Source organism: Yoonia sp. 2307UL14-13, assembly GCF_037572755.1.
Lineage (GTDB): Bacteria > Pseudomonadota > Alphaproteobacteria > Rhodobacterales > Rhodobacteraceae > Yoonia.
In genome coordinates, this window is record NZ_JBBIFZ010000004.1 from 325,950 (window position 1) to 350,986 (window position 25,037).

23 protein-coding genes, 1 tRNA gene and 1 pseudogene are annotated in these 25,037 nt (G+C 59.0%); 17 read left to right on the forward strand and 8 right to left on the reverse strand.

Annotation, left to right across the window (positions count from 1 at the left end; all coding sequences use genetic code 11):
• Positions 1-178 precede the first annotated feature (178 nt).
• A complete protein-coding gene (locus V8J85_RS12955) occupies positions 179-607 on the reverse strand; it encodes a DUF1801 domain-containing protein (RefSeq protein ID WP_339954166.1) in 429 nt (142 codons plus the stop codon).
• A gap of 559 nt (positions 608-1,166) precedes the next feature.
• On the opposite strand from V8J85_RS12955, the gene V8J85_RS12960 reads away from it, so the two are divergent.
• Both V8J85_RS12960 and V8J85_RS12965 read left to right on the forward strand, forming a co-directional pair.
• A complete protein-coding gene (locus tag V8J85_RS12960) occupies positions 1,167-1,865 on the forward strand; it encodes a hypothetical protein (protein WP_339954167.1) in 699 nt (232 codons plus the stop codon).
• A gap of 126 nt (positions 1,866-1,991) precedes the next feature.
• Positions 1,992-2,399 carry a universal stress protein gene (locus V8J85_RS12965; protein WP_339954168.1) on the forward strand — a complete coding sequence of 136 codons (408 nt, stop codon included), beginning with the start codon at positions 1,992-1,994 and terminating at the stop codon, positions 2,397-2,399.
• On the opposite strand, the gene V8J85_RS12970 is transcribed toward V8J85_RS12965, so the two are convergent.
• Both V8J85_RS12970 and V8J85_RS12975 read right to left on the reverse strand, forming a co-directional pair.
• Complete coding sequence (locus V8J85_RS12970) at positions 2,396-3,202, reverse strand: alpha/beta hydrolase family esterase (RefSeq protein ID WP_339954169.1); 807 nt, start codon at positions 3,200-3,202, stop codon at positions 2,396-2,398. The two genes, V8J85_RS12965 and V8J85_RS12970, sit on opposite strands and share 4 nt — an antisense overlap.
• A 103-nt stretch (positions 3,203-3,305) precedes the next feature.
• Entirely contained in the window at positions 3,306-4,970 is a 1,665-nt protein-coding gene (locus V8J85_RS12975) for an NAD+ synthase (RefSeq protein WP_339954170.1), read from the reverse strand.
• Positions 4,971-5,128: 158 nt separating this feature from the next.
• Here V8J85_RS12975 and V8J85_RS12980 point away from each other — a divergent pair, with 158 nt between their 5' ends.
• Positions 5,129-6,535: an MORN repeat-containing protein gene (locus tag V8J85_RS12980; RefSeq protein ID WP_339954171.1), complete on the forward strand. Its 1,407-nt coding sequence runs from the start codon at positions 5,129-5,131 to the stop codon at positions 6,533-6,535.
• Positions 6,536-6,588: 53 nt separating this feature from the next.
• On the opposite strand, the gene V8J85_RS12985 is transcribed toward V8J85_RS12980, so the two are convergent.
• Together V8J85_RS12985 and V8J85_RS12990 are read right to left on the reverse strand one after the other, a co-directional pair.
• A complete protein-coding gene (locus tag V8J85_RS12985) occupies positions 6,589-8,112 on the reverse strand; it encodes a cryptochrome/photolyase family protein (protein WP_339954172.1) in 1,524 nt (507 codons plus the stop codon).
• On the reverse strand, positions 8,109-8,771 hold the full coding sequence (locus V8J85_RS12990) for an SDR family NAD(P)-dependent oxidoreductase (protein ID WP_339954173.1): 663 nt from the start codon (positions 8,769-8,771) through the stop codon (positions 8,109-8,111). Before V8J85_RS12990 ends, V8J85_RS12985 begins: the two co-directional genes overlap by 4 nt.
• A gap of 330 nt (positions 8,772-9,101) precedes the next feature.
• Here V8J85_RS12990 and V8J85_RS12995 point away from each other — a divergent pair, with 330 nt between their 5' ends.
• The 8 genes from V8J85_RS12995 to V8J85_RS13030 all read left to right on the forward strand — a co-directional run bounded on the left by V8J85_RS12995 (position 9,102) and on the right by V8J85_RS13030 (position 18,059).
• On the forward strand, positions 9,102-10,655 hold the full coding sequence (locus V8J85_RS12995) for a 2-isopropylmalate synthase (protein WP_339954174.1): 1,554 nt from the start codon (positions 9,102-9,104) through the stop codon (positions 10,653-10,655).
• Positions 10,656-10,937: 282 nt separating this feature from the next.
• Entirely contained in the window at positions 10,938-11,975 is a 1,038-nt protein-coding gene (locus tag V8J85_RS13000; protein WP_339954175.1) for a rod shape-determining protein, read from the forward strand.
• A 7-nt stretch (positions 11,976-11,982) separates the two neighbouring features.
• Positions 11,983-12,894: a rod shape-determining protein MreC gene (mreC, locus tag V8J85_RS13005; protein ID WP_339954176.1), complete on the forward strand. Its 912-nt coding sequence runs from the start codon at positions 11,983-11,985 to the stop codon at positions 12,892-12,894.
• Positions 12,887-13,426, forward strand: coding sequence for a rod shape-determining protein MreD (locus tag V8J85_RS13010; RefSeq protein WP_339954177.1), 540 nt, complete (start codon positions 12,887-12,889; stop codon positions 13,424-13,426). Before mreC ends, V8J85_RS13010 begins: the two co-directional genes overlap by 8 nt.
• A complete protein-coding gene (mrdA, locus tag V8J85_RS13015; RefSeq protein WP_339954178.1) occupies positions 13,423-15,363 on the forward strand; it encodes a penicillin-binding protein 2 in 1,941 nt (646 codons plus the stop codon). The genes V8J85_RS13010 and mrdA overlap by 4 nt, the downstream gene beginning before the upstream one ends.
• Positions 15,360-16,499, forward strand: a complete 1,140-nt coding sequence (gene rodA, locus V8J85_RS13020; RefSeq protein WP_339954179.1) for a rod shape-determining protein RodA — start codon at positions 15,360-15,362, stop codon at positions 16,497-16,499. The genes mrdA and rodA overlap by 4 nt, the downstream gene beginning before the upstream one ends.
• Positions 16,499-17,431, forward strand: a complete 933-nt coding sequence (locus V8J85_RS13025) for a 2-hydroxyacid dehydrogenase (protein ID WP_339954180.1) — start codon at positions 16,499-16,501, stop codon at positions 17,429-17,431. The genes rodA and V8J85_RS13025 overlap by 1 nt, the downstream gene beginning before the upstream one ends.
• Positions 17,421-18,059 (forward strand): AraC family transcriptional regulator, encoded by a 639-nt coding sequence (locus V8J85_RS13030; RefSeq protein ID WP_339954181.1) that lies wholly within the window; start codon positions 17,421-17,423, stop codon positions 18,057-18,059. The genes V8J85_RS13025 and V8J85_RS13030 overlap by 11 nt, the downstream gene beginning before the upstream one ends.
• On the opposite strand, the gene V8J85_RS13035 is transcribed toward V8J85_RS13030, so the two are convergent.
• Both V8J85_RS13035 and V8J85_RS13040 read right to left on the reverse strand, forming a co-directional pair.
• Positions 18,011-18,406, reverse strand: a complete 396-nt coding sequence (locus V8J85_RS13035) for a VOC family protein (protein ID WP_339954182.1) — start codon at positions 18,404-18,406, stop codon at positions 18,011-18,013. The genes V8J85_RS13030 and V8J85_RS13035 overlap by 49 nt on opposite strands.
• 96 nt (positions 18,407-18,502) lie before the next feature.
• A complete protein-coding gene (locus tag V8J85_RS13040) occupies positions 18,503-19,276 on the reverse strand; it encodes an SseB family protein (RefSeq protein WP_339954183.1) in 774 nt (257 codons plus the stop codon).
• Positions 19,277-19,329: 53 nt separating this feature from the next.
• On the opposite strand from V8J85_RS13040, the gene V8J85_RS13045 reads away from it, so the two are divergent.
• The 6 genes from V8J85_RS13045 (at position 19,330) to V8J85_RS13070 (ending at position 24,555) form a co-directional block, all read left to right on the forward strand.
• Positions 19,330-19,917, forward strand: a complete 588-nt coding sequence (locus V8J85_RS13045) for a uracil-DNA glycosylase family protein (RefSeq protein WP_445285902.1) — start codon at positions 19,330-19,332, stop codon at positions 19,915-19,917.
• 142 nt (positions 19,918-20,059) lie between these two features.
• Positions 20,060-20,719, forward strand: a complete 660-nt coding sequence (locus V8J85_RS13050; RefSeq protein ID WP_339954184.1) for an ABC transporter ATP-binding protein — start codon at positions 20,060-20,062, stop codon at positions 20,717-20,719.
• Positions 20,697-22,232: a capsule biosynthesis protein gene (locus V8J85_RS13055; RefSeq protein WP_339954185.1), complete on the forward strand. Its 1,536-nt coding sequence runs from the start codon at positions 20,697-20,699 to the stop codon at positions 22,230-22,232. Before V8J85_RS13050 ends, V8J85_RS13055 begins: the two co-directional genes overlap by 23 nt.
• Entirely contained in the window at positions 22,232-23,065 is an 834-nt protein-coding gene (gene kdsA / locus V8J85_RS13060; RefSeq protein WP_339954198.1) for a 3-deoxy-8-phosphooctulonate synthase, read from the forward strand. Before V8J85_RS13055 ends, kdsA begins: the two co-directional genes overlap by 1 nt.
• A 15-nt stretch (positions 23,066-23,080) precedes the next feature.
• Positions 23,081-24,421, forward strand: coding sequence for a mechanosensitive ion channel domain-containing protein (locus tag V8J85_RS13065; protein WP_445285903.1), 1,341 nt, complete (start codon positions 23,081-23,083; stop codon positions 24,419-24,421).
• A 59-nt stretch (positions 24,422-24,480) separates the two neighbouring features.
• Positions 24,481-24,555, forward strand: a tRNA-Gln gene (locus V8J85_RS13070).
• A 336-nt stretch (positions 24,556-24,891) separates the two neighbouring features.
• On the opposite strand, the pseudogene V8J85_RS13075 reads toward V8J85_RS13070, so the two are convergent.
• Positions 24,892-25,037 (reverse strand): annotated as a pseudogene (locus V8J85_RS13075) (IS3 family transposase); the annotation flags it as partial.

A 25,037-nucleotide genomic window follows, 5' to 3' on the forward strand; every position in this document is an offset into this window, starting at 1 on the left:
CATTTTTCATCATATTTTTCGCTTTATTACAATTACTTATACAAAATTGGGCACATCGGAAAACCATCGGAATTGTATCGGAATTCCATATGACCCTTGCGCACTCAGATCCCAGTTTCCGTTAACTCTTTCCTGTTCTTATCCAGCCTGTTGAACAAATAAACACCGCACCGCGCGGTCAAGTCCCCGACACCGGCCAGCGCTCACCCAGATCATTCAGCCCGGCACGCACGATTTCTGCGACCACACCGATATCCACGTCGGCGAGTTTGTTGATGTAAAGGCAGGACTTGCCCAATCTGTGCTTGCCCAGCCGGTCGAGGATGTCGCCGAATTCTGCGTAACCGGGCATGATATAAAGCACCATATTGGCCTTACGCGGGCTGAACCCGGTGGCGAGGAACGTACCGCTGCGACCGCTTTCGTAGGTATAGTCGTACTGGCCGTATCCGATGATCGTCGGCCCCCACATACGCGGGTGCCAACCGGTGATGTCGCGAAACAAGCGATCCAACGTTTCGGCATCCTGACGCCGCGTAGGATTATCTACAGCGGCGATGAATTCGGTCACGCTTTCAGTCGTCGCCTGTGTCTTGTTGTCCGCCATCCATCCATCCCCCGCAAAAAAAATTCCTGGTTAACGTTATCGTAAGACTCACCTCGTACAAAGTCATTGCGCGTGACTGACGAAGGCCAACCGCCAGAATTGCGGTGATCGCCGGAGGTCGACGCAGCACAGTGTTTTTCCGATGGCACATGGAAGGTGTCATCGATTGCTGGTCCAGAACGGACTTTACCAAAAGGAATAGTCCGTGGTGGATATCACGCACAGGCGGGGGACCAACCGGGTTGCCCGTCTGTGCGGATGGGGCTTGTGGGGAACGTCGGTCGAAAGCGGGGTGCCGTGTTGGCCGACATTCGTACCGGATTCTAGTGGGTGGCCTGGTGTCTGCATTTGAAACATTTCACCGGCGCATGATCCATTTGCCCGTAATGTATCGATTGATAACAGCGATGTGGTTCATCGTCAGGGCAAAGCAACGATAGCTGAGACAAATGGTCCGCGCCCGACAATACTGTGAGGACAGGCTGGCGAGTGACCACTTCATCAACATTGTCGGCCCATTCTGCGCCAATTTCCTGCCAGATTTGCCGAATAGTCCGACATGATGAACAACCTTCATCTCATCGTCGCCGCGTCGCTCCTTTGCGCTTTGTCGTTTGTATACGCCTCCAACACTTCGGAGCATGAGTTGCCTCGTTTGCCGCAGGCAGATGGCTGGGTCTACGCGGAAATCGAGGACGCTTGGACGGTGCGCCCGATCGGAGTTGACGGGAAGATACCGGCGGATGCGGATATGGACGATGTCATTCGTCGCCATTCTTCGTTTCTTGACTCTGATTCCTTTGGCGACAAGATGGAGAAGCAGTCTCGCCTTGATGACGGGGCTAAACGCTGTGATGCCGCGAGGGCCGCGGCGCATTACACGCGCGAGGGTGCCGCGTTCAACATGGTAGTGGAGCGTTTACCAGATTGCTTTTCTGATCCCGGATCCTCGCCCGTTGAGATGTATATCGTCGCGACGACACGCGCATTCGCCGCGTTTGCGGAGATCGTCAGCGGGCGCGCTGCGATCGAACGATTCAAGCAGATGATCCCGCACAGAACCATTGCCGGTATCGAATTCAGGACCCTCCCCGCCGCGCTGCGCAGTAGCCAGGTGGCCGCGAAAGAGGCTGATTTGAACATCGAGGGTTTTGTCGGCCAGTCCATCGTGAGGATCTGGGGGGTCGGGGATGATGAGGATGTAGAGGACCTGCTGCTTTCGCTGGACAAGAGCTTGCAGAGATATGCAGGCGAATAGGCGGTGAAACCGCAAGGTCAGCCCTTAGTCGGGATCTTTTCCGACTTAATTCGGTCGTTTTGATCAAGGTCAAAGCCACCTGATGGTGAATTGTACTAACCTGAGTGAAACAAGGGGCCAATCACCATGAAACATTTCCTTGCCGCTATCGACGGGTCGGAGGCGTCGTATCGCGCACTCAGCCATGCTGCGGAACTTGCGCGGAATCTGAATGCCGCGCTGACGGTCGTGATCGTGCGTTTGATCATCGTCAGTCGGAAGGGAACGTATTCCGCGATGACCGAAGACGAAGTGCAGGCGATCGCGGCGCAAGCGGGTGATGTCGCCGCGCGGTCAGGTGTGACGCAGCCGGAGATCGTGATCGAGACGTCGCGTGACACGTCATTCACCATCGTGCAGGTCGGCATCGATAAAGAGGTCGATCTGATCGTGATGGGGGCCACCGGCAAGACCGGGTTCAAAGCTTTTTTGTTGGGCTCGGTTTCGCAAGAGGTGCTGCGGAAAGCCGCCTGTCCGGTGACGATCGTACACTAGTCGGCGGCGATCTGACCTGCGGCGATGAATTGGGTCCAGGCGTCGGACACATAGTTGCGGCTGAACGAATGTCCGCCGGAATATTGGCAGAATTCAAGGATGTCGCCGCTCGCATTGCTGGTCCCGTTGCACGCCAAACCGAGGCCTTCGCGGGTGTAGTCATCTGAAAAGCCGCCGAGGTTCTGGTAGAAGGTCAGGGCTTCTGTCACGTCACCCTGCCGCGTGTTTCCGATGACTCGCCCGGTGATGGGAACGGTTGTGTCATTGTCGCCATGCATGTGGATAATGCTGGCAGCGGGTGTGGTGCAGGTTGCGGGTGGCTCCAGCCAGAAGGTGCCCGCGACAGGCGCGAAGCCACCCGCGAGATCGGGCCGCGCGCATGCGAGGTTCCAGACCAGCATACCCCCGGCTGAGAAGCCGGTGATCATGATCCGGTCATTGCCGAAGCCATATTCGGTTTTCAGGTCGTCCACGACGGCGGCGACATAGTCAAAATTCGCCTGTCCGTCGCTGGCGTTTTGACCCGGTGCATTCGGCAGCCGCCAATCATCGCCCGGTCCTGCATCGAGTGCCACGAAAGCGAGGCCCTGATCGGTGGCCATCTGCCGCAAACGCGCATTGCGCATCGTGCCGCTGGCCGTGCCCCGGTAGCCATGGGCGAAGAGGATTGCGCCCGTTGGCCCACCGTCGGGCATGTCGATCCGGTAGAACCCGCCGGGAACCTCGCAATCGGATTCGACACCGCATGCTTGTGCGGTTTGGGTGCTGAGCAGCAATGCGGCTATGGCGATGAGCGGTTTCATGGTGGTCCTCGTCTTTGTTTCGAAGACTTTTGCTTTCACCTGCCGTCCCGGCAAGTCACGTCATCGTGTGAGATCCCGGATTAAATCCGGGACTGCGTTGTGCCTAGCTGGGGTCCCGCCAGCGGTTGACGATCGGGTAGCGCCGGTCGAGCCAGAAGGCCCGGTTGGACAGTCGCGGGCCAGGGGCGGACTGGAACCGTTTGTATTCGCTGATGTAGATCAGGTGCTCGACCTTTTTGACGATGTCCCGGTCGTAACCGGCGGCGACGCAATCGGCGACGGACGCCTCTTCATCGACCAGCTTGACCAAGATGCCGTCGAGGATGTCGTAAGGTGGCAGGCTGTCTTCGTCCTTTTGGTCGGGCCGCAGTTCTGCCGAGGGCGGTTTGTCGATGATGGCTGTCGGAATGACCTCACCGCCCGGGCCTTTCATCCAGTCCCGGTGGTTGGCGTTGCGCCAGCGGCAGACCTCGAACACGCGGGTTTTGTACATGTCCTTGATCGGGTTGTACCCGCCGGACATGTCGCCGTAGATCGTGGCGTAGCCCACCGCCACCTCGGATTTATTGCCCGTCGTCAGAAGCATTTCCCCGAATTTATTGGATTGCGCCATCAGAAGAAGGCCACGCAGCCGGGACTGGATGTTTTCCTCGGCGACGTCCGCCGGGCGATCACCGAACAGTGGCGCAAGCGCTTCGGTCACCGCCGCGCGCGGGCCCGCGATGCTGATCGTGTCGTATTTCACGCCCAAGGCATTGGCAGCAGCGGCGGCGTCATCGAGCGAGCCTTGTGATGTGTATTCAGATGGCAGCATGACGCAGCGCACGTTTTCGGGGCCTAGCGCGTCGGTGGCGATGGCGGCGACGATGGCGCTGTCGATTCCTCCTGACAGGCCCAAAAGCACCTCCCCGAACCCGGTCTTGCGCAGGTAGTCCCGCAGTGCCTCAACCGTCACGCGATAGTCCTGTTCGATGCTGTCCGGCAGGGTTGCCTTGCCGCCCTCTTGGGCCACCCAACCATCGCCGGTTCGGGTAAAGTCCACGTGAGCGATCGCGCTTTCGAAGACCGGTAATTGCATGGCCAGCTGCCCGCCATGGTTCAACACGAAAGAGCCGCCGTCGAACATCTGATCGTCCTGCCCGCCGACCGTGTTGATATAGACCAACGGTTTGCCGGTTTCGACGACGCGGGCGACCATCTGGTTCATACGGATCGGGAATTTGTCGCGGAAATAAGGCGAGCCGTTGGGGACGATCAGGATCTCGGCGCCGGACTCAGCCAGGGCCTCGCACACGTCGGGATACCAGGCGTCTTCGCAGATGGGGCTGCCCAGCCGTGGCCCCCCGTTATCGATGGTATAAGGCCCCGAGATTGGATCGCTTTTGAACAGCCGCACTTCGTCAAATACATTGAAATTAGGCAAAAAATGCTTTCGGATCGTGCTGACGATCTTGCCGCCCTTCAGGATGAAGTAGCAGTTGAAAAGCCGGTCTTCGTCATACATCGGCCCACCGATGGCAAGCGCGGGGCCATCGGCGCAATCGAGCGCGAGCGTACGAATATGCAGCATCGCATCGGCGACAAAGGCGGGTTTGGCCACGATATCCTGGGTCTGATAGCCCGTGAGGAACATCTCGGGCAGTGCAATCATGTCGGACTTGGCCGCCCTGCCCTGTTCCCATGCATCGCGCGCCAGCGCTACATTGCCCGCCATATCCCCAACGGTCGGATTCAACTGCGCGACCGTTAAACGAAATAATTTTGTCATAGTTTTGTCCCAATGGCCTGCGATGGATGTAGCAGAATAAGAGGCGGTGGAAAGTCGAATGCGCCGAACGCAAAGGGTTCGACCCCGATTGCCGTTGTCACAGAACGACCCCTGCTTTAGGCTTGCCCGGCAGGGAGTGGATGGAGAGATTGATGCGCATGTTTGAATTCACGAAGGCCGTGACCGTTGCGATGGCGACGACGGCGCTGGCCGTTAGCGCTTCGGCCCAAACCGTTCAAACAAAACAGTATGACGACGGCGGTGTATACGAAGGCACGTTCGTCGATGGAAAACAGGACGGCACCGGCACGTACCGCCTACCCAACGGTTTCGAATATACCGGTGAATGGGTCGCCGGAGAGATCCGCGGCGAAGGCACCGCAACCTTCCCAAACGGGTCGGTCTATGAAGGTGAATTCGTAGCTGGCAAGCCCGAAGGTCGCGGTCGAATCACATTCACCGATGGCAGCACTTACGAAGGTGAATGGGTCGACGGCAACATGACGGGCGACGGCATGATGACTTATGCAAATGGAGTCGTTTATCAGGGCGCCTTCCGCAACGCGATGCATAACGGCATCGGCATCATGACCAGCCCGGACGGCTACATCTACGAAGGCAACTGGATCAACGGCATCAAGGAGGGTGAAGGCACGGTTACCTACGCCGACGGATCGGTCTATGAGGGTACGCTTGCCGCGGGTGAGCGTCACGGGACCGGCACGATGACGATGGCCAGTGGTGTCGTTTACTCTGGTGAATGGGTCGACGGCAAAATCCAGGGCGAAGGTACGCTGACCCACGCCAACGGCGACATCTATGAAGGCATGCTGATCGACAGCAAGCGCGAGGGCGCCGGCAAGGTCACCTATGCCAACGGCGATGTATATGAAGGCGAATTCCAGAATGATCTGCGCCACGGCAAAGGCACCTTTACCGGTACGGACGGTTACGTTTACACCGGTGATTGGGTCGAAGGCCGCATCGAAGGCAACGGTGAGGTCACCTACCCGGATGGGTCCGTCTATGTAGGCAGCTTCGCCGATGATCTGGCAAACGGTGAAGGGCGTATCACCTACCCTGACGGGTCGGTCTATGCGGGAAGCTGGCAGGACGGCGTGATCAATGGCGCTGGTACAGCAACTTATGTGAACGGCCTTGTCTATGAAGGCGAGTTCCTGGATGGCAAAACCCACGGCCAGGGCAAGATGACCTATGCGAATGGTTACGTTTACGAAGGTGAATGGGCCGACGGTCAGCGCAACGGGCGCGGTACAGCCACCTATGAAGACGGCACCGTATATGTCGGCGACTTTACCGATGGCCAACGCGACGGGCGCGGCGAGATCACGATGCCCGATGGCTTTACCTATGTCGGTGAATGGACCAATGGTGAGATAAACGGCGCAGGCACCGCGACGTACTCCAACGGTGACGTCTATGAAGGGACATTCGTCCGCAGCCGCCGCGAAGGTGAGGGCACGATGACCTTTGCCAACGGTCAGCAGAGCAGCGGAATCTGGTCCGATGGTGCGCTGGTATCGGAGACGAACGGCGGCAACTAAAGCGTTATATCTGATTGATAACCCCCGATCGTTCGATCGGGGGTTTTGTTTTTTCAGACGGTCCGACCCGCGTCCATCCGCGAGAGGAAATCTTCGGCCTCTTGCAGGACCGTCTTTTGCCTGTCTTCATTCATGCGGTCAAAGACCCGGTACATGTTTCCCATACGCGGGTTAGCTTCGAACCGGTCGCGGTGCCGGTCGAGAAAGTGCCAGTAGAGCAGATTGAACGGGCAGGCGTTTTCACCGGTTTTGTCTTTGACCTTATAGGCGCAGGACCCGCAGTAATCGGACATTTTGTGGATGTAATTGCCGGACGAGATATAAGGTTTCGACGCGATGATCCCGCCATCGGCGAATTGCGACATGCCGATCACGTTCGGTGCCTCGACCCATTCATAGGCGTCGGCGTAGACGGCCAGATACCATTCATGCACCTCGCCCGGGTCGATGCCTGCCAAGAGGGCGAAGTTGCCGGTGACCATAAGACGCTGGATGTGGTGGGCGTAGGCCTCATCCCGCGTTTGCCCGACAGATTTGGCGATGCAGTTCATCTTGGTATCGGCCCCCCAATACATTGCGGGGAGTTTGCGGGTGTGGTCAAGGCCGTTGCGGCTGGTGTAGTCCGGCCCTTCACGGAAATAGATGCCGCGCACGTATTCGCGCCAGCCGATGATCTGGCGGATAAAGCCCTCGACCGCGTTCAGGGGGGCATCGCCGTCTTTGTAGGCCTGTTCGGCCTTTTGGCAGACCTCAAGCGGGTCGAGAAGGCCTGCATTGATATAAAGCCCGATGATCGCGTGATAGAGGAAGCGGTTGTCGTTGAGCATCGCGTCCTGAAAGTCCCCGAATTTCGGCAGACCGTCTGTCAGCCAGCGTGCAAGGTGCTGCCGCGCCTGCCCCGTATCCGTTGCGAACCAGAACGGCCGGAGCGTGCCGAAATTGTCGCCGAAACGGTTTTCGACAAGTGTTAGGACCTCTTCGACAGTGTCATCGGGGGTGAATTGCATGGGGCCGCCATAGTCGACCTGATCCGGGGCCGGTTTGCGGTTTTCGTGGTCGTAGTTCCACTTGTCCCCTTCCGGTTTGTCCCCATCCATCAAGAGGCCGGTTTTGCGACGCATGTCGCGGTAGAAATACTCCATCCGCAAGGCTTTGCGGCCCTCGGCCCAGTCTTCGAAATCCTTATGCGAGGCGATGAAGCGGTCGTCGGAAAGCTGATGTGTTTTGAGAGGCAGGTCACCCAGCGCCTCGATCAGCCGCCATTCGCCGGGCTCGGTATAGACGACGCCCGCCGCGTCGTGTTCCGATGCCCGCCGGATCAGTTCGCCGGTGATGGAGCCGGTATTCTGGCGGTCGTCCAGCTTGGTATAGGCAACCTGCCAACCTTCGCATTCCAGTTTGGCTGCGAATTTGCGCATGGCGGCGAAAAGGAAGGCGATCTTCTTGGGGTGGTGTGGGACGTAAGAGGCTTCATCCGCGACCTCGGCCATGACGACGATGTCGTTGTCCTTGTCGCATTTGCGCAAGGCAGAAAGGTTGTCGGACAGTTGATCGCCGAGAACGAGAACCAACCTCACCAGGGAATCTCGTTGCCTGCGTAGTCGTAAAATCCGCCTGATTGGTCTGTCGTCAGGTTGGCGATGACGCCGAGCAGATTGCTGGCGGCCTCGGATGCGGGGACGGTCTTGTGTCGGTCGGCATAGTTCGCGGTGAAGGGTGTTTCGACGGTGCCGGGGTGCAGTGCCACGCAGATGGATCGTTTGTGTGAGCGGCCCAGTTCGATCGCCGCCCCATGCACGATCTGGTTGAGCGCGGCCTTTGATGCACGGTACGAATACCAGCCACCGATCTGGTTGTCGCCGATAGAGCCGACGCGGGCAGACAGCGTCGCCATCACGCCGCGCCGGTCCTTGGGTAACAGGTCGGCGGCGTGACGCAGGATGAGCGCCGGGCCGATTGTGTTGACGGCAAAAATGTTCGCCATGTTTTTGGCCTTGATCGCGCCCAGTGACTTTTCGGGCTGCGCCGTGAGCGGGGCGAGGATGCCGACGGCAGTGAATACCAGATCGAACGGTCCTTCCATCTGCGACAGGCAGCGGTCGACGTTTTCGGGCCGCCCGACATCGAAACCGTCCTTTGACCGAGACAGCGTGGTGACGTCCCAACTGTCGGTTCTTAGTTTTTGGGTGACGGCAGAACCGATCCCGCCGCTTGCCCCAAGTATCAATGCCCGCATGGTCCCTCCTGTTGTCCGCTGGGATTTAGCGCCGGTCGTTGACGCGGCAAGCGCCCTGTCATCTTCACCTACAACCGCTCCATTGGAGCGTTTGCTTAGCGGCTCGATTGCCGAAAATACTCCGGCCGGAGGCAATCCTGCCTTTTCAAGCGGCGAAACGTTTGTATTATGCAGCCCATGATGAGGAGCGCACATATTCTAAAGAGCGGCCCGATGGGCCAGCTTTTGCGCGACATTCTACTTCTTAGCAGCCTCTGAGCGTGCCATTCGGCGCGACCGCTCGGAGGGGACCAGCGCCGGATTTTGCTAAGAACATCAAGGAATACTGACATGACCGATAAAGTGTTGATCTTCGACACCACCCTGCGCGATGGCGAACAATCGCCAGGTGCGACCATGACTCATGATGAAAAGCTGGAGATTGCGGAACTGCTGGACGAGATGGGTGTCGATATTATCGAGGCCGGGTTTCCGATTGCGTCGGAAGGGGATTTCAAGGCGGTGAGCGAGATTGCCGACCGCGCGAAATCAGCCACGATCTGCGGGCTGGCGCGGGCCAATTACAAGGATATTGACCGCTGTTGGGAGGCCGTGAAGCACGCGAAGTCGCCGCGTATTCACACCTTTATCGGCACGTCGCCCCTGCATCGCGCCATTCCGAACCTCAATCAGGATGAGATGGCCGAGCGCATTCATGACACCGTCACCCATGCGCGGAACCTGTGCGATAATGTGCAATGGTCGCCCATGGATGCGACGCGGACGGAAGAGGATTACCTGTGCCGTGTGGTAGAAATTGCGATCAAGGCGGGTGCGACGACAATCAATATCCCCGACACTGTGGGCTACACGGCCCCCGTGGAGAGCGCCGATCTGATCCGGATGTTGATCGAAAAGGTGCCCGGCGCGGATGAGGTCGTGTTTGCCACACATTGCCATAACGATCTGGGGATGGCGACGGCGAATTCGCTGGCCGCCGTCGAGGGGGGTGCCCGTCAGATCGAATGCACGATCAATGGACTGGGCGAGCGTGCGGGGAATACTGCGCTGGAAGAGGTTGTGATGGCCCTGAAGGTCCGTGGTGACATTATGCCATACACGACAGGCATCGATACGCGAAAGATCATGAACATCTCGCGCCGTGTTGCGACCGTTTCCGGTTTTCCGGTGCAGTTCAACAAGGCGATTGTCGGCAAGAACGCCTTTGCCCATGAAAGCGGCATTCATCAGGACGGGATGCTGAAGAACCGCGAGACGTTCGAGGTGATGAAGCCTGAGGATGTAGGTCTGACCGGGACGTCCTTGCCATTGGGCAAGCATTCGGGGCGGGCCGCATTGCGGGCGAAGCTGTCGGAGTTGGGGTTCGATCTGGCGGACAATCAGCTGAATGACGTATTCGTCCGGTTCAAGGATCTGGCGGACCGCAAGAAAGAAGTATTCGACGATGACCTGATGGCGCTCGTTTATCAGAACGATAGCGGTGATGACCGGTTGAAGCTGAAATCGCTGAAGGTCGTCTGTGGCACTGATGGTCCCCAGACGGCCGACATGGTCATGGAGATTGACGGTGCCGATGTTGAAACATCGGCCACCGGCGACGGCCCGGTCGATGCGACGTTCAACGCGGTGAAAGCGTTGTTTCAACATGCGGCGCGGTTGCAGCTATATCAGGTCAGCGCCGTGACAGAAGGTACCGATGCGCAGGCGACTGTCTCGGTTCGGATGGAGGAAGACGGCCGGATCGCGACCGGTCAGTCGGCTGATACGGATACTGTCGTGGCCAGCGCCAAGGCCTACATCAATGCGCTGAACCGGCTGATCGTCCGTCGCGAGCAGTCCGCGCCGGGTTACGATGTGAAGGGCGTCAGTTACAAAGACTCCTGAGACTCAGTGCTGGATGACGCTGGGGCGACTTGCACGAGCGGGTCGCCTCTTTCCTTGTCTCCTCAAAGACCTGTGGCATTTGAGCGCCATGATATGTCGCATATCTGATATCACTAGCTAGTATAGGGTGAATTTAACCCCCTTTTTATTGCAAAAGTATAAGTAGCAATTTGCCGCCGCGTTCATGAAATCGGGGGGTTCTCACTTTTTTCCGCCTTCTTTATAAGCGTATGGAACCTGCGTGACGGGACAGCGCGGGCATTTGCATGAGTGGGTATGGGCATGGCAGGCTTCGGCGGGATATTTTCATCGGATATGGCGATCGATTTGGGCACGGCGAATACGCTGGTCTATGTCAAAGGGCGCGGCATCATTTTGTCGGAACCTTCGGTGGTCGCTTACCACGTGAAGGACGGACAGAAGAAGGTTCTTGCCGTCGGTGAGGATGCCAAGCTGATGCTGGGCCGGACCCCGGGCAGTATCGAGGCGATCCGCCCTATGCGCGATGGCGTGATTGCCGATTTTGATGTGGCCGAGGAGATGATCAAGCACTTTATTCGGAAGGTGCATCGCCGGTCCACATTCTCGAAGCCAAAGATCATTGTTTGTGTCCCGCATGGTGCGACGCCTGTCGAGAAGCGCGCCATTCGCCAGTCGGTTTTGTCGGCTGGTGCCCGTCGTGCGGGGCTGATCGCAGAGCCGATTGCGGCGGCGATTGGTGCCGGGATGCCGATCACCGATCCGACGGGCAGCATGGTCGTGGATATCGGCGGCGGGACGACTGAGGTGGCTGTTCTTAGCTTGGGTGATATTGTCTATGCCCGGTCCGTCCGCGTCGGTGGCGACCGCATGGATGAGGCGATTATCAACTATCTCCGCCGTCAGCATAACCTGCTGATCGGGGAAAGTACGGCGGAGCGGATCAAGACGTCTATTGGGACCGCGCGGATGCCGGACGACGGTCGCGGGCAGTCGATGCATATCCGGGGCCGTGACTTGTTGAACGGTGTGCCGAAGGAAACCGAGATTTCGCAGGCGCAGGTTGCAGAGGCTTTGGCCGAGCCGGTCCAGTCGATCTGCGAGGCGGTGATGACGGCTCTGGAAGCGACCCCACCCGATCTGGCGGCTGACATCGTGGACCGCGGTGTGATGCTGACCGGTGGCGGTGCTCTGTTGGGTCAGCTTGATCTGGCGCTGCGCGAGCAGACGGGTCTGGCCATCTCGGTTGCGGACGAGTCACTGAATTGTGTGGCTTTGGGGACCGGTCGCGCATTAGAATACGAGAAAAAGTTGCGGCATGTGATCGATTACGACAGCTAGGTTTGCCTTGGTACGAGACAGAAACAGCGATGATTACTTTGCCCCGATCCGCAGATTGCTGGTCGGGCTTCTCATTCTTGTGCTGTTCGCCGTGTTCTTGGCCTGGCGCATCGACAGCCCACGGATGGAACGGTTTCGGGCGATGGCCGTCGATAAAGTCGTGCCTTCGTTTGACTGGGCAATGGCGCCGATTACGGGTGCGGCCAATCTGATCGCTGATTTCCAAAGCTATCAGCAGTTGGCCGAGCAGAACCAGAACCTTCGTCGCGAACTGCGTCAGATGACCGCGTGGAAAGAGGCGGCGCTGCAGCTGGAGCAGGAAAATGCCAAGCTGCTGGGGCTGAACAATGTAAAACTGGACCCGCAGTTGACGTATATCACCGGTGAAGTGATCACGGATAGCGGGTCGCCGTTTCGCCAGTCGGTGCTGGTGAATGTGGGCATGCGGGATGGCATCATAGATGGCTGGCCGACGATGGATGGGATCGGGCTGGTGGGTCGGATTGCAGGGGTTGGTCAGGAAACGAGCCGGGTGATGCTGTTGACCGATACGTCCAGCCGCATTCCGGTGACGATCCAACCCTCCGGCCAGAAAGCCATCCTTGCCGGAGACAATACGCTGAACCCGCCGCTGGAGTTTCTGGAGGATACCGCGCTGATCCGACCGGGGGACCGTGTGGTCTCGGCCGGGGATGGCGGGGTGTTTCCGGCAGACCTGCTGGTGGGACAAGTGGCGCTGGGATCCGATCGGCGCATGCGGGTCCGGTTGGCTGCCGACTATCAACGGCTAGAGTTTCTGCGCGTGCTGCGTTCGCAACCGCATGAGGTGATCGATGATCCGGGTGGATTGCTCGCGCCCGAGACGGAATTCTTTGGTCCGGCTGCCTTGACCACGTTGGGGAGTGCAGTCGATGGCTGAGGTCGCCACCCCAAAGATATGGATCAATCGGGCCGTCTTTCTGGCGGTTGCTTTTGTTTTGGTCGTTGTCCAACTCGTCCCGCTGGATATGCGGCCGGCGATCTGGGCGGCGCCGGATTTGCTGTTGCTGGTGACTTTGGTCTGGGCGGTGCGCCGTCCGTCATATCTGCCGGTGCTGGTCGTCGCCGCGATTTTTCTGATGGCGGATCTGTTGTTCGGACGTCCACCCGGGCTTTGGGCCGCATTGGTTGTTATTTTGACGGAAGCATTACGAAAGCGGTCAAAAAATATGCGAAATGCGCCACTATTGTTGGAGTGGGGCACGATCGCATTTGGGATCGCGGCGATCACTATCGCCAACCGGCTGATCCTTGCCGTCGTCATGACACCGCAGCCACCCTTGGGTCTGACGCTGATCCAGATGATCGGCACCATCCTTGTCTACCCGCTTGTCGCGTTGGTCGCGCATTTCGTCTTTGGCATCAGTCGCCCTGCACCGGGGCAGGTCGACGGTATGGGGAAACTCTTATGAAGCGCCCACCAAAGGATGTGATCGAAAGCGCCCGCACGATCGGCCGGCGGGCCTTGGTCTTGGGTGGTGCCCAACTGGCCGTCATTGGCGCGCTGGGATACCGCCTTCAAGCAATGCAGGTCGAGCAGGCGGATGAATATCGTTTGCTTGCGGAAGAAAACCGGATCAATATTCGTCTGCTGCCCCCTGCCCGCGGTTTGCTGTTCGATCGCAATGGCATTCCGATCGCGGACAACGAACAGAATTACCGCGTCGTTATGGTCCGCGAGGACGCTGACGACATCGGCGAGGTGCTGGCGAAACTGACCGAACTTGTCGAGATCGACCCCGACGACCTGACCCGCGCGATGGACGAGATGCAGCGCCGGTCGCCATTCGTGCCGGTGACCATCGCCGAGCGACTGAGTTGGGAGGAGGTGGCGCGGATCAATCTGAACACACCTGCCCTGCCCGGGATTTCGGCGGAAGTGGGGCTAAGCCGTGTCTACCCTTGGGGTGCTGATTTGGCCCATGTGGTCGGTTATGTGGGACCGGTAAGCGACTACGATCTGAGCCGTATCGATGACAAGGACCCGCTACTTCAGATCCCGAAGTTTCAGATCGGCAAGACGGGTGCCGAAAACAAGCTGGAGCATACATTGCGTGGCTCTGCCGGGACCCGCCGGATCGAGGTGAACGCGGCAGGCCGCATCATGCGCGAATTGGACAGGCAGGAGGGTACAGCAGGCAAGGACGTGCAGTTGACCATCGACAGCCGCCTGCAGTCTTACGTACAGGCCCGGCTGGATGGTGAGAGCGCGGGAGCGGTTGTCATAGATATGGAGAATGGGGATTTGCGCGCAGTCGCGTCTGCCCCGGCTTTTGATCCAAACCTGTTTGTCCGCGGCATTTCCAGCAAGGATTGGCGTGGGTTGAACGAGGATAAGTATCGACCGCTTGCCGCCAAGGCAGCGCAGGGGACGTATCCGCCCGGTTCGACGTTCAAGATGGTGGTGATCCTGGCCGCGATGGAGGCAGGCGTCGTCGCGCCAGATGAAACGGTCTATTGCCCTGGCTTTACAGACGTCTTCAACATTCGGTTCCATTGCTGGAAGCGCGGCGGACACGGCAATATCAACCTGCACGAAAGCCTGAAGCAGTCTTGCGATTGTTATTATTACGAGGTGGCCCAGCGCGTCGGGATCGACAGGATCGCCGAGATGGCGCGCAAGCTAGGTCTGGGGATCAAGCATGATCTGCCCCTGTCTGCCGTCGCTGCGGGGCTGGCGCCAGACAAGGCCTGGAAGTCCGAAGTGCGGAATGAAACCTGGCGGATCGGGGATACCGTAAACGCCTCGATCGGACAGGGTTATGTGCTGGCCTCGCCCCTGCAGCTGGCGATCATGACCGCCCGCATCGCGACGGGACGCGAGATCAAACCGCGTCTGATCAAACTGATCGATGGTGTGGAGCAGCCGACCGGATCGGGCGAAAGCCTCGGGTTGAACGAGAATACCTTGCGCCGCGTGCGCGCGTCGATGTTCGATGTGTGTAACCACCGACGTGGGACGGCCTATGGATCGCGCATCCTGGATGAGCCGCACAAGATGGCGGGCAAGACGGGCACCAGTCAGGTTCGCCGGATCACGCCCGAAGAACGCGCAGCAGGTGTGACCAAAAACGAGGACCTGCCGTGGGAGCGCCGGGATCACGCGCTGTTCGTCGGCTACGCCCCATATGACAACCCGCGCTATGCTGTATCGGTCGTTGTGGAGCATGGCGGCGGCGGGTCGCGGGCCGCGGCCCCGATTGCGCGTGATATCATGTTGCAAGCCCAATATGGCGGACCACCACCTCTGGAGGCTTATCCATCAGGGCTGCGGGATGAGATCGCCGCACAGCAAGAGCGGATCGAGGCGCGGATACCGCCCGGGTCCAAAGGGCTGGGCCGCGCATGAGTTATCTCGAGTATAACACCAAGTTCGTTCCGACCGGCTTTCGCAAGCTGCTCTACCTGAATTGGCCAGTGATCATGTTGCTGATCGCCGTGTCGTCGTTCGGGTTTCTGATGCTGTACTCCGTGGCAGGTGGTTCGTTCAATCCGTGGGTCGAGCCGCAGGTCAAACGCTTTGCGCTTGGCCTGGTGTTGATGGTGGTCGTTGCCATGGTGCCGATCTGGTTTTGGCGGAACATGGCCTTTGTGGCGTTTGGCGGCTCGCTCCTTCTGCTGTTCGGGGTCGAGATATTCGGTGAGGTCAGGCAGGGTGCCCAGCGCTGGATCGATCTGGGGTTCATGCGGTTACAACCGTCGGAATTGACCAAGATTACGCTCGTGATGTTTTTGGCGGCCTACTATGACTGGCTGCCCAACAACAGGACATCACACCCTTTCTGGGTGTTCTTACCGGTGATTTTCATCCTGGCCCCGGTGGCGCTGGTGTTGAACCAACCTGATCTGGGCACGTCGTTATTGCTGTTGATGGGCGGCGCGGCGGTGATGTTTCTGGCCGGGGTGCACTGGGCCTATTTCGCGACGGTGATCGGAGCCGGGATCGGCACCGTCGTTGCCGTCTTTCAAAGCCGGGGGACGCCCTGGCAGCTGCTGAAGGATTACCAGTATCGCCGGATCGACACCTTTCTTGACCCGGCGAATGATCCGCTTGGCGCGGGATATCACATCACGCAGGCCAAGATCGCGTTGGGGTCCGGGGGGTGGACGGGCCGCGGTTTCATGCAGGGGACGCAGTCGCGCCTGAACTTTCTGCCCGAGAAGCACACCGATTTTATCTTTACGACGCTGGCCGAAGAGTTCGGGTTTGTGGGCGCGTTCACTTTGCTGGCGTTGTACCTGCTGATCGTGGTGTTTTGCTTTATCTCGGCACTTAGCAATCGCGACCGGTTCGCGTCGCTGTTGACCCTTGGCATCGCGGTGACGTTCTTTCTGTTCTTTGCGGTGAACATGGCGATGGTCACTGGCCTTGCGCCGGTTGTGGGTGTACCGTTGCCGTTGGTCAGTTACGGTGGCTCAGCCATGCTGGTATTGTTGGTGGCCTTTGGACTGGTCCAAAGCGCCCATGTCCATCGCCCCCGCTGATGCTGAAGGTTCTGTTTTCAGCAGCGCCTGAGCGATGGGATGAGTACCGCGCACCGCTTGCAAATGCTTTTGTAGAGGCGGGGTTGACGGTCGATCTGGCGCGCGATCATCGGCCTGAAGATGTCGATTACATCGTCTTTGCGCCCAATGGCCCGGTGAAAGATTTCAGCCCCTTTGTGCGGACGAAAGCGGTCATGAGCCTTTGGGCCGGGGTCGAGACGGTCGTGGATAACCCGACCCTGACCCAGCCCCTGTGCCGCATGGTCGATGACAGCCTGACCGATGGCATGATCGAATGGGTGGTCGGCCACACGATGCGCCACCATCTCGGGATGGATGCCCATATCCATGCGCAGGATGGCGTATGGCGCAACACGATCTACCCGCCCGTCGCGGCCCATCGTCCGGTCACGGTTTTGGGGATCGGTGCGTTAGGGGCGGCGTGTGGACAGGCTTTGGTCCAGCTTGGTTTTCCAGTGACCGGGTGGAGCCGCTCGCCAAAAGCGGTGCCGGAGATTGTTTGTGAGCATGGTGATGACGGGTTGCGTCGTGCTTTGACCGACGCGCAGATTGTCGTGTTGCTGCTGCCGCAAACGCCAGAGACCGAGGATATCCTGAACGTGGAACGCTTGGATTTGCTGGCGGATGGTGCGTTCGTCATCAACCCGGGTCGCGGTCCGTTGATCGATGATGATGCGCTGCTTGCCGCGCTGGATGCTGGCAAAGTTACCGGGGCGACGCTGGACGTATTTCGGGTAGAACCGCTGCCCGCTGACCATCCCTATTGGGCGCACCCCAACGTCACGGTGACCCCGCATATCGCGTCCTCGACGCGGCCCGAGACGGCTTCTGTCGTGATCGCGCGGAACATTGCGCGGTGCGAGGCGGGGCAGCGGTTGTTGCATGTTGTGGATCGTGGGCTTGGCTATTGATCCATCATTTGTTCGGTGGACGACCAACGTCACCAAGAAGCGACAATATGTTGTCTTGCCCGATGGGTGCCGGGATATCGTGATCAGCGCCGAGGGCGCGATGCTGACAGATTGGGATATGCGCCCGCGCCGGATCACGTTGATGCCGGGCGACCGGATGGTGGGCTATCGATTGCGGCCCGGTCTCGTATTCGACACCGCGTTGCTGGCAGAGTTAAAGACGCCTGCGGATGCCGAGGCATTGATCGCCGTGGCGGATGATCTGGAAATCGCCACGGCGATCGATCTGCTGGCGGGCGATGATACCCCGCTGCCCGATGTGGCCCGGCGTTTCGGCGTCAGCCTGCGCGGGCTTCAGCGGCATTTTCGGGCGCATGGACAGCCGCGACCCGTCTTTTGGCGGATGCTTGGACGGGCACGACGGTCTGCGATTGCATTGGGCACCGACGCGCCTTTGGTGGATGTCGCGGGTATGCATGGTTATGCGGATCAGGCCCACATGACACGTGCCTTGCGGCACTGGTTCGGCGCGACGCCAGCACAGGTGCGGGCTGATGCCGATCTGCGGGCGGAGATAGATCAGCCCGCGCTGGGCACCTGGACGGGTGAGCAGATTTCGATGAGATAGCCGTCGGGGTCGCTGACGTAGGATGTCGTCTGACCCCAAGGTTCGTCGCGCGGTTCTTGTTGGGGCGTGGCACCAGCTGCGACGGCTTTGGCGAACGCTGCAGGGACGTCATCGACCTCGAGAGCGATTTCGAAAGTAGGTGCCTTGGCCTGTGCCGCGACGGGTGCTTTGCCAAGTTTGCGGATCAAGTCGCGAGAGGAAAAGGCGAGCTTAGTCTCGCCTGTCGCCAACTCCCCATAATCCTTCCCTTCATGCAGAAACAAGAGGTCCAAGCCGAACGCTTTTTGATAGAATTCGAGCGCGGCGGGCACGTCGGCGACATAGAGGATGGTGTAGCGAAAGATCATCGGTGGCTCCTTTTGCGCCACTATGACGCCCTCGCGGATGCGATGTCTTGAATAATCGCGACAGGGCCACCTCCGTAAGATGGATCCGGATCCACCTTACTTAAGCCGCGGCGGTTTCTCAGAGTCCATGCCGGGTGCCGTGGGTGTCATGGGTTGCACAGGTTCGGGCAGATCGAACCGCAAACCGACCTTTGCCAAGTAGGCAGCCAGCGGATCGCTGGCGCGTACGAACAGGACATCGATCATTCCCGCTTCGATCCCCGAAAAGGTCAGCGCCTCGTTCGCCGCCGAGGCAAGCGCCTGCTCCGCGCCGTCCTGCGCATCCAGAAAGGCAAGGACGTGACCCCGCGTGTTATCTTCGTAGATCGCACCGGCCAGATACGCGCTGCGTGCCATGCCCGCCGCCGTCGCGAGTTTTCGATCGAGCCCCGAAACCACGCTTTCCGGCACATTGGGTGCGATCAGCTCGCGCAGTCGCGCTTCGGTCTCTTGTGGGCCATTACTCAGCGTTTTCGCCAGCCAATCCACGGCTTCGTCTGGAATCAACATGGCCGATGGTGCAACCTCGAGGTTGAGCGCTAGCCCGATCCCCTGCCCCACCAGCATCTGGGCCAGTGCCCGCCCCGGCAACCCTGCGTAGGGCGCAACGCAACCGACGAATTGCGACAGCCGCTCCTCGCGGTCGAAGACGAGGGCAAAACGTCGATCCTCGATCTCGAATATCTCGGGCGCGATCCGATCCTCCGCCGCTTCGGCCCCCAGCAGCATGAAGAGCTCCGTATCGACCAACCGTTCGTAGAATTGCAGCCGTAATGCGTCGTTATCGGGGGCCGCTTCCATGGCGGCGTGGGCGTTATCGAGTTCTGTCATGCGCGTCAGTTAGGCTGCGTGCAGCTGGTTGGCAACCATGCTAGATCGCCCGAATGGATGATGATCTAACGGCGGAAATTCGGAAATGCCGACAATGTGCCGACCGTTTTGCCGCAACGGCGACACAACATTACCCGCGTCCGGTGCCGTGGTTTCGCCGGGGAACACCAATCATGGTTGCGGGACAGGCGCCGGGGATGCGTGTGCATAAAGAAGGCAAGCCGTTCTGGGATCGGTCGGGCGACCGCCTGCGGGAATGGATGGGGATCAGTCGTGACCAGTTTTATGATCGGGATCTGGTGTCCGTCCTGCCGACGGCGTTCTGTTTTCCGGGCTATGATGCGAAGGGTGCCGACCTACCACCACCGCCGATTTGTTGGGACACATGGCACGATCGGGCCCTGGCTGAGATCGGCAAACCGAAGATTGCCCTGATCGTCGGCACTTATGCGATCCGGCAACATTTGGGTTTGAAGGGATCGCTGACCGACATCGTCGCCGATTGGCGTGATTATGCCCCCGAAGTGTTCGTGCTGCCGCATCCTTCGTGGCGCAATAATGCTTGGCTGAAAAAGAATGCATGGTTCGCGGGTGATCTTGTGCCCGCGTTGCAGCAAAGGATCGCGACGATTACCGGCTAATCCAGCAAAACTGTGCCTGCCGATCACGCGATTGTCGCTCTATTGATGCCGCATTTTCGGGGTAATAGCGTATGGAAGAGGCAAATTGTGATGCAGCGTTAACCTGTTCAAGGCATAAAGCAGGCGCGTAAACGGGATTAAGATGATAGAATTCGCCAATGTCAGTAAATCGTTCTGGACGGGAACGCAGCGCAAGGTGATCCTTGACCGCGTATCGTTTCGCGTGGAATTGGGCCGTTCGCTGGGCATTCTCGCACCGAACGGAACCGGCAAGACGACATTGATCAAAATGATGGCCGGGCTGGAAAAACCCGATGAAGGAACCATCACCCGCACCAGCAAGATATCCTTTCCGCTTGGCTTTATGGGCGGCATCACCCAGCGCCATACTGCCCGCGAAAACAGCCGCTATATCGCGCGCCTTTATGATCTGGATCCCGATTATGTCGAGGCGTTTTGTCGCTGGCTGTGTGGTCTGGAAGAATACTTCGATATGCCCGTCGGCACCTATTCCAGCGGCATGACGGCCCGGTTCACCTTTGCGCTGATGCTGGCGCTGGATTTCGACATATATCTGATCGACGAAGGCATGCCCGGTTCGACCGACGCGGAATTTAATCGTAAGGCCGGTCAGATCTTGCGTGAACGTCTTGAAAAGACGACCATAATCATCGTATCGCACCAACCGGCGACGCTGGAACGCTTTGCACGGTCCGCCGCCGTTTTGAAGAACGGCCAGTTGCACATGTTCGACACCCTGGAAGAGGCGAAGGTTCTTTATGACTACGAAGCCGAAGGTTAAGCGGTTCCGCATTCGCCGGGGTGGTCAAGTGACCCAGCTGAGCGAGACGGAGGAAACTGCTGAGGCCACAAGCCCATCGGAAGATCATGACGATGCGCTGGCTGCCATCGCCAAAGAGGGGCTGACAGGACGCCAGTTGCGCATGGCCCGCCGGGTCGCGCAGAAAAACGGGTTGTCGGTCAGTTCCGATTTCGATGCGGTTCATCAGTTACGCGCCGCCGGGATCGACCCGTTTCAGCGCAGTTCCGTTCTTGAGCTCGTGACCCCCGAAGAGAAACAGGCCGCGACGAAAGAGAGCGTCCAACTACCCGAAACCGTGGAAAAGAAGGGCGAGGTCACGGTCCCGAACCAGCAATCCCGCCAGATCGGCGAGATCGCCAAAATCCAGCGGGACATCGCCCGCAGGCGGCGACGCAAGCTGCTGTTATTGTTCACCCGGCTATCGTTCTTTGTCTTCCTGCCCACCTTCATGGTGGGTTGGTATTATTTCAAAATGGCGACCCCGATGTACGCCACCAATTCCGAGATCGTGATCCAGCAGGCACAACCGCAAGGCGGGGGCCCGACCGGCCTTGCCACGTTGTTCCAAGGCACGTCAATCGCCACGCAGCAGGATAGTATCGCAGTACAGTCCTATCTGGCGTCGCGCGAGGCGATGCTGCGCCTCGACAATGATCACGGTTTCAAATCGCATTTCAGTGACACATCTATCGATGAAATCCAGCGCCTGCCTGCGGACGCGACGAATGAAGAAGCGTTCGGCCTGTACAACGATCATGTCCGGATCAGCTATGACCCGACCGAAGGGATCATTCGGATGGAGGTCATCGCGACCGATCCAGGGACAAGCGTGCAATTTGCCGAAGCCCTGATCGGCTATGCCGAAGAGCAGGTCGATCAGCTGACCGGCCGGTTGCGCGATGATCAGATGGCCGGTGCGCGCGAAAGCTATGAGGTCGCCGAACGACAGCGCGCCGAGGCATTGGCGGAATTGCTGCGGATCCAGCAGGATTTCCAGCAGATCGACGCGACCAGCGAAACCAGCGCCCGGCTGGGCCAGATCACGTCGCTTGAAACCGAAAAACAACGGTTGGAGCTGATCCTGCAATCGCGCCTTAACGTGGCACGCCCCAGCGAATTGCAGGTGCAAAGCCTGCGCGACCAGATTTCCAATATCGAGGGCATGATCGCAGGCCTCCGTGACGATCTGACGGCGGGTAGCGATCCCGGCTCATCCCTCGCCTCACGCAATACGGAATTGCGCACAGCCGAGGAAAACTATGCCTTCCGCACGGCGCTGGTGCAGCAGGCGCTGACGCAGATGGAAACCGCGCGGATCGAAGCCAACCGGCAGGTGCGCTATCTGTCGCAAAGCGTGCGACCTGTCGCCCCGGACCAGGCCACCTATCCGCGCGCCTTCGAAAACACTATCCTGGCCTTTCTGATCTTTGCAGGAATCTATCTAATGATTTCACTGACGGCCTCGATCCTCCGCGAACAGGTGAGTTCATGATGCATAATGTCCAGATCGGACCTTTGACGGTCAGCAACGATCGCCCTTTGCTGGTGATCGCCGGGCCGTGCGCATTGGAAAGCGAAGATCATGCGCTGATGATCGCGGGGCGGATGGCCGAGATTTGTCAGGCGCACGGGGCGCAATTCGTCTTCAAGGGCAGCTTCGACAAGGCCAACCGCACCTCTGTCAGCGGGAGACGCGGGCTTGGCATCGCGGATGGGCTGAAGGTGATGCAAGCCGTTAAAGCGACAATCGGCGGCCCTGTTCTGACAGATGTTCATACCGCCGATCAATGCGCCGATGTGGCCGCCGTGTGCGACGTGCTGCAAATCCCCGCCTTTCTGTGCCGCCAAACCGATCTGCTGCTTGCAGCGGGCGAAACGGGGGCCGTGATCAACGTCAAAAAAGGTCAGTTCCTCGCGCCATGGGACATGCCGAACGTGATCGCCAAGATCGAAAGCACAGGGAACGAAAAAATCCTGCTGACCGAACGGGGGGCCTCTTTTGGGTATAACACGCTGGTCGCAGATATGCGGTCTTTGCCTACGATGGCCCGGACGGGATATCCGGTTGTGATGGACGCGACCCATTCTGTCCAGCAGCCCGGCGGCCAAGGCGGATCAAGCGGCGGGCAGCGTGAATTCGCTCCGGTCATGGCGCGCGCGGCCGTATCGCTGGGGATCGCTGCGGTCTTTATCGAAACGCATCAGGACCCCGACAGCGCCCCGTCCGACGGGCCAAATATGATCCCGCTGGACCAGATGGATGGGCTTGTCAAAAGCCTGATGGCATTTGACGCGCTGGCCAAGGCGGACCCGCTGCGCGTTTGACGCTTGGCGCGGGCGATGCTTCGGCATAGGGTCGCCCGAACCATCCTTACTGCGACCGATATCATGCGTTTTCTGGCCCTTTTGGCTCTTCTTCTCAGCCTCGCCCTTCCCGCGGTTGCGCAGGACAACGGTGGTATCATCACCACAGAAACCAGTGCGGCCCAGGACCAATCCATCGCCACACGCTTGCGGGAAATTCTGGATGAACTGGGCGATTACGGTGATGTGACTGTTACCGTGAACGAAGGCGTGGTGACCCTGCGCGGCACCGCCACATCAGCCGCCGAAGCCGCGGCACTGGAACCACTCGCCAGCCGGGTAGAGGGCGTTGTCGCCGTGCGAAACAACGTGGTGGAAACCGCTGATATCAGCGCCAGGCTTGACCCCGCGATGGACAGGTTTCGGGCACGGATCGAACAGCTGATCGCATTCATCCCGCTGGCCCTGATCGCCTTTACCGTTTTTGCGACCATTGTCTTTGTAGGCATCCTGATCGCCCGTCTTCGGCAGCCATGGGACAGGCTGGCGCCGAATGCATTCATCGCCGAGCTCTACCGGCAATTCATCCGGATCATATTCGTCGTGATCGGCCTTGTGGTCGCCTTGGATGTTCTCAATGCCACCGCCCTGCTGTCGACCATTCTAGGGGCCGCAGGGATCATCGGCCTCGCCCTTGGTTTCGCGGTGCGGGATACGGTCGAGAACTACATCGCCTCCGTCATGCTATCGATCCGGCAACCGTTCAGCCCCAACGACGCGGTTGAGATCAACGGGGATATGGGCAAAGTGATCAAACTGACCAGCCGCGCCACAATCCTGTTGTCGTTCGATGGCAATCATATCCGCATCCCCAACGCGACCGTCTTCAAAAGCCGGATCATCAACTATTCCCGCAACCCCGAAAGACGGTTCGACTTCGAAATCGGCATCGCGTCCGATGCCGATCTGGGCGCGGTGCGGGCGCTGGCGGCTGATACGGTCGCCGCGCAACCGTTCGTGGTAGAGACACCTGAACCTGCAGTTTGGATTGATCGCATCGGCGATGGGGCGATCTTTCTAACCGTGACCGGTTGGATCGATCAGCGCGAGACCGATTTGCTGCGCGCCCGCGGGGAAACGCTGAGATTGGTCAAGGATGCGATCGAAGCTGCGGGCGTCGAAGTACCCGATACAACCTACCGGATCCAAATGCTGTCGGAAGAGGAACCACCAACTGCGGGGCACGCGACAGCACGACCTCCAGAGGCGGCTGATGTGGCCGCAACAGGTGACGAGCAGCTCGACGAGATCATCGCCCACGAACGCGAGGAGAACGAAAGCGGTGACTTGCTGTCCGAGGACGCACCGAAAGAGTGATTTTTTCACATTCGGGACTTGCGACGGCCCCTTCATCGCAGTATTCAGCGCGCTGTTGCTGGGGTGTAGCCAAGCGGTAAGGCAGCGGTTTTTGGTACCGTGTACCGTAGGTTCGAATCCTACCACCCCAGCCATTTAAGCCATATTGTGCCGTCCGGCATGAATCGCAACTTGTCCGGCTAGAGATGCAACTTTTGTCGGGTAAGAACACAACTTCCACCAATTTTGACACTTTTGAGGGTTGCTTCCTCACTCAGGTGGCGTGTTCTCACATTTCCAAGAACTGCCCCTGATAGGCGAGGCCCGCTGGATGTGGAATCGGCACCCAGGGCGGGAAGCGGCCATTCGCTGCAGGAGCACCCCGCCGGGTCACGTAGCGCAAAAGCCGACACCCATCCCACGAACTGTCTTCGTATTCTTGGCACCAGGGGTCGTGCCAATTTCTACACCTAAATTGTTTGTTGGCAGTGACCCAGCCCCCTGATCCGGGCGGTTCTGCGACGCACAGCAAGACCTTCTTCACGATACAGCCGGAACAGCTTCTTGTGGTTCACTTCAAACCCCTCTCTAGCAAGCAAGATGCCCAAACGGCGATATCCGAACCGGCGACGTTCAT